This window comes from Hydrogenophaga sp., from assembly GCF_030656115.1.
Classification (GTDB): domain Bacteria; phylum Pseudomonadota; class Gammaproteobacteria; order Burkholderiales; family Burkholderiaceae_C; genus Hydrogenophaga.
The window spans coordinates 21,618-33,978 of the sequence record NZ_JAUSOO010000008.1 but is presented as its reverse complement, the minus strand read 5'-3'; the positions used below and the strand labels follow the sequence as shown (position 1 = coordinate 33,978).

At 64.9% G+C, this 12,361-nt stretch carries 6 protein-coding genes; 1 reads left to right on the top strand and 5 read right to left on the bottom strand.

Annotation, left to right across the window (positions count from 1 at the left end; translation table 11 throughout):
* The first annotated feature begins 4 nt into the window (after positions 1 to 4).
* Positions 5 to 2,710, top strand: a complete 2,706-nt coding sequence (locus tag Q7J58_RS00885; RefSeq protein WP_304822079.1) for a GGDEF and EAL domain-containing protein — start codon at positions 5 to 7, stop codon at positions 2,708 to 2,710.
* 79 nt (positions 2,711 to 2,789) lie between these two features.
* Here the strand turns inward: Q7J58_RS00885 and Q7J58_RS00880 are convergent, their stop codons facing one another.
* The 5 genes from Q7J58_RS00880 to Q7J58_RS00860 all read right to left on the bottom strand — a co-directional run bounded on the left by Q7J58_RS00880 (position 2,790) and on the right by Q7J58_RS00860 (position 12,198).
* A complete protein-coding gene (locus tag Q7J58_RS00880; protein ID WP_304822076.1) occupies positions 2,790 to 6,179 on the bottom strand; it encodes an EAL domain-containing protein in 3,390 nt (1,129 codons plus the stop codon).
* On the bottom strand, positions 6,176 to 6,478 hold the full coding sequence (locus Q7J58_RS00875; protein WP_304822073.1) for a hypothetical protein: 303 nt from the start codon (positions 6,476 to 6,478) through the stop codon (positions 6,176 to 6,178). Before Q7J58_RS00875 ends, Q7J58_RS00880 begins: the two co-directional genes overlap by 4 nt.
* Positions 6,479 to 6,587: 109 nt before the next feature.
* Positions 6,588 to 8,966, bottom strand: a complete 2,379-nt coding sequence (locus tag Q7J58_RS00870; RefSeq protein WP_304822070.1) for a PAS domain-containing sensor histidine kinase — start codon at positions 8,964 to 8,966, stop codon at positions 6,588 to 6,590.
* A complete protein-coding gene (locus Q7J58_RS00865) occupies positions 8,963 to 10,057 on the bottom strand; it encodes an ABC transporter substrate-binding protein (RefSeq protein ID WP_304822067.1) in 1,095 nt (364 codons plus the stop codon). Before Q7J58_RS00865 ends, Q7J58_RS00870 begins: the two co-directional genes overlap by 4 nt.
* Positions 10,054 to 12,198: a diguanylate cyclase gene (locus Q7J58_RS00860; protein WP_304822064.1), complete on the bottom strand. Its 2,145-nt coding sequence runs from the start codon at positions 12,196 to 12,198 to the stop codon at positions 10,054 to 10,056. The genes Q7J58_RS00865 and Q7J58_RS00860 overlap by 4 nt, the downstream gene beginning before the upstream one ends.
* Positions 12,199 to 12,361: the final 163 nt, after the last annotated feature.

Sequence of the window (12,361 nt, the reverse complement as noted above, 5' to 3'; positions counted from 1 at the left end):
ACCCATGACACACCCACCCCAGCCCCCCTCGGTTGGCACCCCCGAAGCCACAGAGGCTGCCGCACCCAACACGGCACAAACGCCAGACTTGCACCAACAGGCCCAGGCCAGACCCCAGGCACCCGGCGCCAGCGCACCACCAGACAACGCGCAGGACCGGGACACAGAACACCTTCAGGAAGCGCTGCGCACGCACCAGATAGAGCTGGAAATCCAGAACGAAGAGTTGCGCCAGACGCAATTTCGGGCCGAACTGGCGAGCAGCCGTTACCAACTGCTGTTCGAGCACATGCCGCAGCCCGCCTTGGTGATCGATCAGCACGCCTTTTTGTACGAATCCAACCTCAGCGCCCGCCAGTGGCTGGGAATGGGACCGGAGGTGAAGCGTGCCAACCGGCACACCCCCCACGCCACGGCCTTGCTGCACGCTCTGCCGCAGGCCAGCAAAACCGAGCTGCTCAAAGCGCTGCGGGCTGGGCAGCGCCAAGAAGCCCAATGCCTGCAGGCTGTTTCTCTGACCACCCACAGCGGCCAGTTGCACCACGTTGACATGCACCTGCTCAGCCTGCCACTGGCCTACCACAGTGACACCCGTTTTCTGGTGCTGCTGGTGGACCGAACGCCTGAAAAGCAACGCGAACGAGACCGCCACCTGTACCAGAGCTTGCTCGACAGCAGCCGTGATCTGATTTACGCCACCGATCTTCAGGGCGGGCTGATGCTGGCCAACCGCGCGGTGCTGGAGCGGCTCAAGATCCACCCGGACCGGGCCCGGGGCACGCGCCGCGAAACCGTGATGCCGCTGCGCGATGCCATCGTTCAAGATGCCAACGACCAGCAGGTGCTGCTCACTGGGCAACCCATCAACACTGTGGAAGAAATGCACGGTCAGCCCGGCCGTCCGGTGCAGGTGTTCATGAGCAGCAAGTTCCCCTTGTGCGATCCCGAGGGCCGCGTTCTGGGTGTGGGGGGCATTTCGCACGATATCTCTGCCGAGCGGGTCGCCCAGCAAGCCCAGTTGCTCAGCGAAAGCGTGTTCCAACACGCCACCGAGGCCATCATCGTCACCGATGTGGATGGTCACATCGTGCGCGTCAACGCCGGGTTTGAAAAAATGTCGGGATTTTCGTCGGTTTCCGTGCTGGGGCACAAGCCCAGTCTGCTGCGCTCCAGCCGGGTGGCAGCGGCTGTGTACAAGGACATGTGGACGGCGCTGGGTGAGCGTGGCCACTGGCAGGGAGAGCTGATCAACCGCAACGTCAGTGGCTCGTTGTACACCGTGCATTGCAGCATCAGCGCCTTGCGCAGCCCCACGGGGGAGCTCACCGGTTATGTGGCAGTACAAACCGACGTTTCTCAACTCAAGGCCGCTGAAACCGCGGTGCAGCGCCTGTCGCATTTCGACAGCCTCACGGGCCTGCCCAACCGGGCGTTGCTGATGGACCGGCTGCACCAGCTGCTGGCCCTGGCCAAACGCCAGAGCCAGACCTTTGCCGTGCTGTTTGCCGATCTGGACCATTTCAAGGAAGTCAACGACTCGCTGGGCCACCTGGTGGGCGACGAATTGCTGTGTGCGATCGGCCAGCGCCTGCGCGACAACGTGCGCTCGCAAGACACCGTGGCCCGCATGGGGGGCGACGAATTTGTGATGCTGCTGCCCATGACCCGGGGTGCCGACGCCTTGAACCTGGCGCACAAGCTGCAAGAGGCCTTGCGCCAGCCCCTGAGCCTGTCGGGCACGCACGACTACCGCCCCCGCGCCTCGGTGGGTGTGGCCATGTACCCCGAAGATGGCGACACCAGCGATGAACTGCTGCGCAACGCCGACACCGCCATGTACGTGGCCAAGACCGGTGGGCGCGACCGCGCCGAGGTGTACACGCGCGCCATGAGCGAAGAAGGCGCGCGGGTGTTTGCCATCCAGACCGAACTGTCCAATGCCATGCAACACGGCGAGCTGCGGCTGTACCTGCAACCCAAATTCAGCCTGGCGGACATGTCGGTGGTGGGAGCGGAGGCCTTGGTGCGCTGGGAACGCCCCATCCATGGCCTGACCAGCCCGGCGGAGTTCATTCCCATCGCCGAAAAAGTGGGTTTGCTGCCGCTGATTGACCGCTGGATGTTGACCGAAACGGTGACGCAATTGGGCCAATGGCACACCGAAGGCCGCTGGCCCGCGCACTGGACGGTGGCCATCAACCAGACCGCCAGCGACTTGCTGCAACCCCACTGGCTGAGCGATCTGCAAAAAAACCTGGTGGACAACCAGGTGCCGGCCAGCCTGGTGCAAATTGAACTGACCGAAAGCGCCCTGCTGCAACCCACCCCCAGCATGCTGGAGCGGTTGCAAGCGCTGCGCGATCTGGGTGTGGATCTGGCCATCGACGATTTCGGTACCGGCTACTCCAGCCTGTCGTACCTGAAGTCGCTGCCGATCACGGTGATCAAAATCGACCAGAGTTTTGTGAGCGACCTGGTGCTGGACCCACCGCGGCACCTGGACAGCAGCGGCCGCGTGCTGATCGAGGCCATGATTGCCCTGGCCCACAAACTGGGCCACACCCTGGTGGCCGAAGGGGTGGAAAACAATGCCCAACGCCGGCTGCTGCACCACCTGGGCTGCGAGCGGGGTCAGGGCTACCTGCACAGCTCGCCCATGCCGAGCACCGAGTTTGCTCAACGCTACCTGGCACCACCCACCGTGGCATGACCCGGGCGGGCGGCGGAACCTACCCCGCCATCACTCGACACCGTGCATGCCGCACAGTTTGGGTGAGGTTCGCGCAACATCAACCCATCAAAATCGCCGAAGGGTTCAGCTGCTCGGCCGGCACGGGGCGGCCCAGCAAGTAGCCCTGCACGGTTTCACAACCCAGGGTGCGCAGCATGTCGAGTTGCATCGCCGTCTCTACCCCCTCGGCCAGCACTTCCAGACCCAGGCTGTGGGCCATCGCCACCACGGCGGTGGCGATGGCGAGGTCGTTGGCGTCGGAGGACATGCCGGCCACAAAACTCTGGTCGATCTTGAGCTTGTCCAGCGGGAAGCGTTTGAGGTAGCTCAGCGATGAATAGCCGGTGCCGAAGTCGTCGATGGCCAGACGCACGCCCAGGGCTTTCAAGGCTTTCAAGGCCACGATGGAGCGTTCGGCGCTGTCCATGATGATGCTTTCGGTCAGCTCCAGCTCCAGCCATTGGGCCGGCAGCCTGGCCTCGGTCAGGGCTTGGGCCACCAGCACAGCCACATCGGTGGCCTGAAACTGCCGGCCCGACAGGTTGACCGCCACCACCAGGGGCGTGCCTGCATCCAGCCATTGCCTGGCCTGGCGGCAAGCCGTGCGCAACACCCAGTTGCCCAGCGGCACGATGAGGCCGGAGTCTTCGGCCAGCGCAATGAACTCACTGGGCAGCACCAAGGCCTGACCCGGTGGCTGCCAGCGCACCAGCGCCTCCACACCCTTGATGCGACCCGAGGCGGCATCCACCAGCGGCTGGTAGTGCAGCACCATTTCATCGCCTTCCAGTGCGCGGTGCAGACGGGCTTCCAGGGCCAGGTGCTGGCGGGCGGAGTCGGTCAGGGCGCGGGTGTGAAAACGGAAGGCGTGACGCTCCTGCCGCTTGGCCTGGAACATGGCCGCCTCGGCATGGGCCATCAGGGTCTGGGGGGAGTCGGCATCGTCGGGGTAGAGGCTGATGCCCGCGCTCAGATCGGCAAACACTTCATGCTCGCCGGCCAGCACAAAGGGCATGTCCATTTGCAGCGTGAGTTGGCGGGCCATCAAGGCGGCTTCGCGGGGGGTGCTCACCGCTTCCATCAACAGCACAAAGTCGTCACCCCCCAGCCGAGCCAGCAGGTGGTCGGGGTTTATCACCGCTTGCAGCCGACGCGCCACCTGCTGCAGCAGTTCGTCACCGGCCGGGTGGCCCAGGCTGTCGTTGATGAGTTTGAAGCGGACCACGTCCAGGTGCAGCACCGCGACCCGCTGACCGTACTTGGTGCAGCGTTCAACCATTTCGTCCAGGCGCAACAAGGTCAACAGGCGGTTGGGCAAACCGGTGAGCAGATCGTGGTGCGTCAGGTGGGCCAATTCGGCTTCGGTGCGGCGCAGGCGGGAGAGATCGGTGGACACGCCCACGTAGTGGGTGGCTTCGCCTTGCGGGTTGTTGAGGCGGTGGATGGTGAGCCACTGGGGGTAAATTTCCCCGTTTTTGCGCCGGTTCCACAACTCGCCCTCCCAGCTGCCGTGGGCCAGCAGGCTGGACCACAGAGCACGGTAAAACGCCACGTCGTGCCGCCCTGAAGACATCAGGCTCGGGTTTTGGCCGAGCACCTCCTGAGCGCTGTAGCCCGACGCGGTTTCGAACGCGGGGTTGACACTGACGATGGCCGGGGTCAGGTCGGTGACGACGACGGCATCGCGGGTGGACTGCAGCACGGCGGCGGCGCGTTGCAGCTCGTCGCGGGCACGGGTGCGCTGCACGGCCAGCGCCACCAGGTTGGCAAACTCGTGCAGCATCGCCTGCTCGGGAGCGGTGGGCGTGCGCACGGTGTCGAAGTACACCGCCAGGGTGCCACCCACTTGGTCGGGGGCGTTGGCATGACCACCCTTGAAAGGCACGGACCAGCAGGCCAGCAGCCCTTCCTCGCTGGCCAGCGAGCGGTAGGCCGCCATGAAAGGATGTGTCCTGATGTCGCTCACCCACACGGGCTGGCCTGTAAAAGCCGCCGTGCCGCAAGCCCCCTCGCCATCGGCAGGGTGCAAACCGTCAATGGCCCGGTTGACCGACTCGGGCATGCTGGGGGCAGCCGCCAGCCGGAGGCTGCCCGTGTGCTCATCGCGCAGCAGAATGGAGGCTCGCATGCTGGGGTCAAGCCCTTCCAGGCCCAACGCAATCTGGCGCAGCAACGCCAGCAGATCGGCCCCGGCCAGCAACTTGGTGAGCAGCTCGGTGCGTGCGTGCTCCATGAGTTGGGTGCGTTTGTCGCCCGTCACCAAGACCCAGGTGCCCGTCACCTCGTTGAACGTGCCTTCGGCACCGTGGTCCACGTTGAGCTCTTCACGCACCCATTCCCAGTGGCCCCCATGGGACTGCATCCGGTATTCCCGAACCCAGGGGCGGGGCTGTTGCAACCACTCCGCGGTGGGGGTCATGACACCCAGATCGTCGGGGTGCACATGCTGGGTCCACCAGCCGGGTGCCAACGTCTGCGCCACGGTAAAGCCCAGCAAGGGCTGGATGTTGCTGCTGACCCAGTGGATAGACAGGCTGGGGCCATCCCACGCCATGCTGAACAGAACGACCGCACCGGCGACCAACAGGTGGTCGAGTTTTTGCTGGGCCGCCCACAGCGCCGCACGCTCGTGCACCAGCAGGTGCTGGCGGTGCACGCTGTCGAGCACCGTGGGCATGGCGTACAGGTAACCGGTGTGCTTGACCATGTAGTGGCTGGCCCCGCGCAGCAGGGCCAGCACGGCCATGTCTTCGCTGCCGTGGTCGGTCACCAGCACCACGGGCAGGTCAAGCTTGCGCTGCTGGCGCACCACATCCAGCAGTTCCAGTCCGTCCATGCTGGGCATGTGGCAATCGACCACCAGCACATCCCACTCGCAAGGCTGCTGCTCGTTCAGGGGCAGGCGTTTCAACGCCTGGTGTGCCGAAGACACCGCCGTCATGTGGATGTGCGGCGCGTGCTTTTGCATGTGGCGCAGGGCCAGGTCCAAGCCAAAAGCGTTGTGCTCCACCAGCAACACCCGCAACGAGTGGCGAATCGTCACCTGCATTTGCTGGTACCGCACCCAGGCGGCTTGCAGGTGGGCACCCAGAGTTTCCAGGTAGTCGTCCCGCTTCACCAGGTAATCGTTGGCCCCGGCCTGGATGGCCGACACGGCCGCCTCGGGGTCGCCGTGGCCGGTCACGATGACCACCGCCATGGGCCAGCCGGCATCGCGCACGGCACGCAACAGGTCCAGCCCCGAGCCATCGGGCAGGGCCACATCGGTCAACAACAGATCAAACGGCACGCGCTGGCCACTGGCCGCCTGGGACAACAGGTCGAGTGCCTCGTGCTGGGCGTGCACCAGCGTCAACACCACGCTGGGCAGGCTGCGCTGAAGATAGAGGCGAGCCAGGTCGGCATCGGCCTGCGAGTCTTCAAGATAGAGGATGTGCTTCAGGGTCATGACGGCATTCGATAGGTGTGCTCTTCATGGGCGCTGGCACGACCCAGCAGCGGAGGCTCGGGTGGCAGATTATCACCGCACCAATAGCGCTCAATGCGCTGGGCCACGGCCATGAAATCGTCAAAACCCACCGGCTTGACGATATAGGAGTTGGCCCCATTGTCATAGGCGATATTGACATCGGACACCTCTTGCGAGGTGCTGAGCATGACCACCGGCACGCGGCGGACCACCGGGTCGGTTTTGAAGGCGCGCAGGGTCAAGACCAAGTCAACCGGGTTGTCTTCCACCAGGAACATGGGTGGGTCAGCGGGGTGGGTTGGCCTGCATGGACTTGGTGAAAAAATGCAACAGATACAACTGTTGTAACGAATGCAACAGATGGGCGCGTTGGCAGGGCCATCGGCGTCAGGGGTGCTGCGCACCGGATGGCCCCTGGCCGAGTCCGGCATCCGCAGCGCATGGGCTGGCCAGTGGCAGCTCCAGCCAGAAGGTGGCGCCAGCGCCGGGCTGGCTCTCGGCCCATACCCGGCCGTGCATGCGCTCCACCGCTTTTTTGACCAGCGCCAGCCCAATGCCGGTGCCGGGAAAGGCTTCCTGGCGGTGCAGGCGCTGGAACATCTCAAAAATGCGGTCGTGGTACTTCATGTCAAAGCCCACACCGTTGTCGCGCACCCACACGCGGGCCACACCGTTGCCGCGCTGGCAACCCACCTCCATACACGGCGACGCAGCCTGGGCGGAAAACTTGATGGCGTTGCCCAGCAGGTTGCGCAGGACCATGGCCAGGCCGGTGGCATCGGCCCACACCACGCTGTCGTCCCAGGCGGTGCTGACGCTGCAGTGCTGGGCCTCCAGGGCGGCTTGCGAGAACGCCAGTGCGTCGCTGAGCTGCTCTGCCAGCGGCAGCGGGCGCAGCTCCAGGTGGCGGCGCTCCATGCGCGAGTAGACCAACAAATCGTCAATCAGCTGCTCCATGCGGTGCACGCCCGAGCGGATTTGCGCCACAAACAAGCGCCCCTCGGCATCGAGTTGGGTCAGGTGGTCGTGCTCCAGCAGGCGGCTGTAACCGTCCACGCCGCGCAGCGGCGCTTTCAGGTCGTGCGAGACGGAATACACAAAGCTCTCCAGCGACTGGTTGACGGCCTGCAACTCGGCCGTGCGCTCGGCCACGCGCTGCTCCAAACCAGCGTTGACTTGGCGCAAGTTCTCTTCGGCCTGGACCTGTGCGGTGACATCGTGCGACACCACCACTTGGCTCACACGGCCATCGGGCAGGCGGATCACACCGCCATGCGACGACAGATGGCGCACCTCGCCCTGAGCGGTGATCAACCGAAAACGCGCTGTCTGCCCCACGCCGGTGCGCACCGTCTCGTCAAAGACACACTGCAAAGCGGCCCGGTCATCGGGATGGACATCGTCCCACGACAGCCGGCCAGGCTGGGCACGCTCGTCGCCCAGCAATTCGCGGTAGGCGGGGTTGGCGTACAGGCGGCGGCCCTGAATGTCGTTCACGGTGATGAAGCTGGTGGCCCGCTCAACCAGCACGCGGAAGAAGTCGGCCTGGGCCAGCAGCTGGGCTTCCAGCGCTTTGATGTCGGTGATGTCCAGACAAGAACCCATGAAACCCACAAACACCCCCTGTGCGTCCAGGCGGGGCGTGCCCTGGTCGAGCATCCACCGGTATTCACCATCGTGGCGACGCAGCCGGTACTCCCTTGAAAACGCCTCGCGCGCATCGAACGACGCGACATACACGGCCAGACATCGGGCGAAATCCTCGGGGTGAACACCCTCGGCCCACCCGTTGCCCCGCTCTTGCGCCAACGTGCGCCCGGTAAAAGCCAACCAGCGCTCGTTGAACCAGTCACAACCTTTGTCCAGTCCAGACGTCCACAGCAACGCCGGCGATGCATTGGCCACCGTGTGCAGGTGCTGGTGTTGCTGCTGCAAGGCCTCGGCCATGTGATCCATCGCCCGGCCAATGCCACCGAGTTCGTCCGATTCGTGCATGCCCGTGCGGGCCAACCAATGGCCCTGACCCAAGGCCGTGGCCGTGGCCTTCAGGTGCTCCATGCGCTGTATCCAGGTGCGGTGAACCAGCCAGGTGATGAACGCCAACAACAGCAACACCGTTGCCGTTTCGCGCAGTGTGCGCACACGCGCAATGTTCCAGGCCTGCGCCACGGCGCCGGCACTGTCCACCTGCACCAACAACTGGTGCTGCGGATAGACACTGACATGCCCGAGCAACACCGTCTTTTCATCCGACAAAACGTGGGTTTGGGCGGCATGCTCAGCGGCGCTGGCGGCCCCATTCCGGTGCAGACCCCAGGCGGAAGCCAGTGTCGGATCGGCCATGGCCTGAAGCACCGACGCCAGCGGCTGCCCCACATCGCGGCGGGACAAGGAAGCCCGCACCCGACCGTGCGCGTCCACCAACCAGACGTGGGTGACGCCGGGATACAAACCCCAGGCACCGACGAGCCGGCGCACGCCGAGCCAACTGCCTTGGGCGGTATCGCTACCCAGCTGGGTTTCCAGCCGGGTTTGCTCCAGGTGCAGCCGGTCCCGCAAGGTCGCCTGTGCGTCCTGCACCACGTTGTGGCGCACGGACGCCCAGCTCAGGACGTTGATCCACAGCCATACCGGGAGCACCACGCAGACCACGATCAACGGAATGGAATAGCGCGAGGGCCAGTGTGCAAACCAGCGCACGATCCAGGGCCGTGCGGGCGGCGCGGCGCCATGGGCAGGCACATCTGGGGCGCGCGCAGCGCTCATGGCCGCCCTCCAGACACCGACGGATGGTCCGCTGCGGCGGTGGCCGACTGCGGCGCCCGCGTCAACGCCAATGCCAACGGAGCGGGGTTGAGCAGGCTGACCCAATCGGGTGGCTGGCGGATCAGCCCCAGGCTTTGCAAGACGGTGCTCATGGCCTGACCGCCTTGAGCCAGCGGCGCAGCGGCTGGGCCCGTCTGGGACAGGTCGGGCTGCAGGCGCTGGAGCATGTCGGCCAGCGACAAAAACCGCAAACCTTCCAAGGTTTGCAGGTACTGCGTGGGGGTCAAGTCCACACCCGCAGCCAGCCACGGCGGCGGGCCCGAAACGAGCGTCAGACGTTGGCGTGCGTGGTCCCAGGCCAGCAGCAATTCCGCCAGCCGGGTGGTGTCGAGGCCGGGGCGTGCCACCAACACATCGACCACCTCGCCGGGCAGTTCGCGGGTATCGAGCACCTTGACAGCACCGCGCTGCTCCAGACGGGTTTTCATGGGCTCAAAGGTCACCAGCATGTCCACTTGGCGGCTGGTCAGGGCATTTTCATGGTCCGCCGCCTCCATGTGGACAGGCTGCACATCGGCCAGGGTGAGGCGTGCCTTGTCCAGCCAGTGCGCCAGCATGAGCTCACCCAGCGCGGTGCGCTCCAGCCCAATGCGCAACGGCTGCATGGCCTTCGAGGGAGCCGATGTGGACGTGGATGCGGCAAGGCTGGCGGCAACATCGGCCCTGGCCAGCACGGCATCGGCCCCGGCCGAGTCGCTGAGCACCGCCACAATATGCAGCGCCTGCCCCTCATCGGCCAGGCGCAGCGCTTCGTCCAACGTGAGGGCGGCCACCTCAATCAGCCCGTTGCGAAAAGCGCGCTTGGTTTCGGTGTTGGAAGCCAGCTCCACCACGCGCACGGCGGGGGGCAACGCGCCCATTTCCTGCGCAAACACCCAAGGCTCGTAACCCACCCAGGGGTTGACGGCAATGCGCCAAAGAGCGGCTGGGGGAGCGGGGCTGCAAGAGACCAGCCACAGCGCGCCCAACAAGACCCAGACCACCCTCGGCCAGCGGGTCTGCCACAACGGCCGCCGAAGACGCAGGTTCATGGTGTCAACCGTTCGGCGGTGAGTTCGGGCTCGGCCATGACCACCCGGTTGCGTCCCTGGGCCTTGGCCCGGTAGAGCGCCAGGTCGGCACGCACCAGGGCATCTTCCGGGTTGGCGTCGGTCGACCCCACCTCGGCCACCCCCACGCTGACCGTGACCGGTATCGGCCCCCCCGCGGTCATGACCGGTTCCATGGCCACGCTCTGACACAGCTCCAGGGCGGTTGCGTGGGCGCCGTCCAGGTGGGTGTCGGGCAGCAGCACCGCGAACTCTTCGCCGCCCAGGCGGCCCAGGTGGTCGCTGCGGCGCAAACGCTGCCCCACCAGCTGAGTCACGCGTTTGAGCACCTCATCGCCCACGGCGTGGCCGTGCTGGTCGTTGATCCGCTTGAACCAGTCGAGGTCAAACATCAGCACCGACAACGGATGTCCGTGGCGGCGCTGGCGGGCGTGCAGCCGCTCCAGTTGCACCATAAAACCCCGGCGGTTTTCAACCCCGGTCAAGGGGTCGGTGATCGACAGCTGCCGCAACTTCGCTTCTTGCGCCTTGCGTTCGGTGATGTCTTGCTTGACGGCAATGAAGTTGGTAATGACCCCGTCCGCTCCCGCATAAATGGGGGTGATGGCCATTTCTTCGTCGTACAACTGCCCGTCTTTGCGTCGGTTGATCAACTCACCGCGCCACACGTTGCCCGCCAGAATGGTGGACCAGATGCGCTCGTAAAACGCTTTGTCTTGCTTCCCTGATTTGACCAGTTCGGCGGGCTTGCGGCCCACCGCCTCGGCCAATTCGTAGCCGGTCAACCGGGTGAAGGCGGCATTGGCCCACACCACCGACGTCGTGATGTCGGTGATCACCACCGCGTGATCCAGGGCATTGAGCGCCTGGATCTGGAGGCGAATCTGATCGCTCTGCGCCATCAGGTCGGACATATCGCGGGCCACCAGAACGATGTGATCGGATCCGTCTTCACTCACCTGACGGATATCGACCTGGCACGGCACCGAGCGGCCGTCGCTGGTGAGCAGATCGAGGTGGAACGTACCCCGACCGTGTGGGGGCAAACTGTCGCCCAGGCTGGCCCATCCCTTGTCAGGGCGGTTGGGGCGCAGCAACCTGTCGAGCCTGACCCGGAGCAAAGCCGTGTGCTCGTAGCCCAGCAAGCGGCAGGCACTGGCGTTGGCCTCCACCACCTGGCCCGTGTCGGCCTGCGCAACCAGAATGGCGTCGCTGACATGCTCCATCAGCTTGTAGGCCTTGAGCTTTTGGCTCAGCAAACCCATTTCGGCATGGGCTTTCTGCACCTCGTGGTGGTGGCGCTGGATGGTTTCGTGCAGGTATTCGATGTAGCGCCCTTGCTGCGCCTTGACCACATCGTGCCGGGTGAGGATGCCCACGAGCCGGCCCTCTTCCACCACACCCAAACGGCGAATATGGAAAGCTTCCATGTGGTGCGCGGCCTCTTGCAGCGGCATGTCGGGGCGCACGGTTTGGAGGGGTCCAGACATCACCTCGGCCAACGGGCGCTGCAGCTGCGCAGGCCCCATGCGCGAGAACCGCACCATGTCACGCTCAGACACCAGACCCACAGGCGCTCCACCCTGGGTCACCAACACACAGCCTATGCGCTTGTCGGCCATCAGGCGGGCTGCGCGGTCCAGGGTCTCGGTGCCGTCCAGTGCCAAGGGGTTCAGGGTCATGGCGCTGGCCACGGTTTTGAGTTCGAACATGCGCTCAAAACCCAGGTAGCGCATGAAGTCACCTTCACTGACCACCCCCACCAGCTTGCCCAATGCATCAACCACCGCCAAATAGCGAAAGCGCCGCGAGATCATTTCACGGAAGCCATCGCGGCAGTCCACCGTGGCGGCCAGTGCAAAAACGGGCCGTTGCATCACGTCAGCCATGGTCTGTGGCTGTCGTTGCTCACCCAACGTGCCGACCAACAACCGCACCGCGTCTTGCTCGGTGAAGATGCCTGCAGGCCGGTGTTGTTCATCCACCGTCAGCAGACACCCGATCTTGCGATGTTCCATGATGGCCAAAACCTCGGCCAACGGTGTGTCGGGTGCGATGGTGACCGGCTCGTGGTTGACCAACGATGACAGGGCAACCGTCTTGTGAGGAGAATGGTGAGGCATGGCAACGCATGGGAGCGGAGTAAATGTAAGTACATTCTCTAACACCTTGCAGCATCGGTGGTTGGCAGGATGCCCCCCAACCGAGCAAACGCCCCTCGGGGTGCCGACAACCGCACCCGAAGCAGGCGCCTGTCGGGCTTGGGGTGGCGAAAGGGTTGCCCGT

Coding starts and splice junctions, on each gene's coding strand:
- Q7J58_RS00885 (WP_304822079.1), top strand. CDS start 5: ATGACACACCCACCCCAGCCCCCCTCGGTTGGCACCCCCGAAGCCACA.
- Q7J58_RS00880 (WP_304822076.1), bottom strand. CDS start 6,179: ATGACCCTGAAGCACATCCTCTATCTTGAAGACTCGCAGGCCGATGCC.
- Q7J58_RS00875 (WP_304822073.1), bottom strand. CDS start 6,478: ATGTTCCTGGTGGAAGACAACCCGGTTGACTTGGTCTTGACCCTGCGC.
- Q7J58_RS00870 (WP_304822070.1), bottom strand. CDS start 8,966: ATGAGCGCTGCGCGCGCCCCAGATGTGCCTGCCCATGGCGCCGCGCCG.
- Q7J58_RS00865 (WP_304822067.1), bottom strand. CDS start 10,057: ATGAACCTGCGTCTTCGGCGGCCGTTGTGGCAGACCCGCTGGCCGAGG.
- Q7J58_RS00860 (WP_304822064.1), bottom strand. CDS start 12,198: ATGCCTCACCATTCTCCTCACAAGACGGTTGCCCTGTCATCGTTGGTC.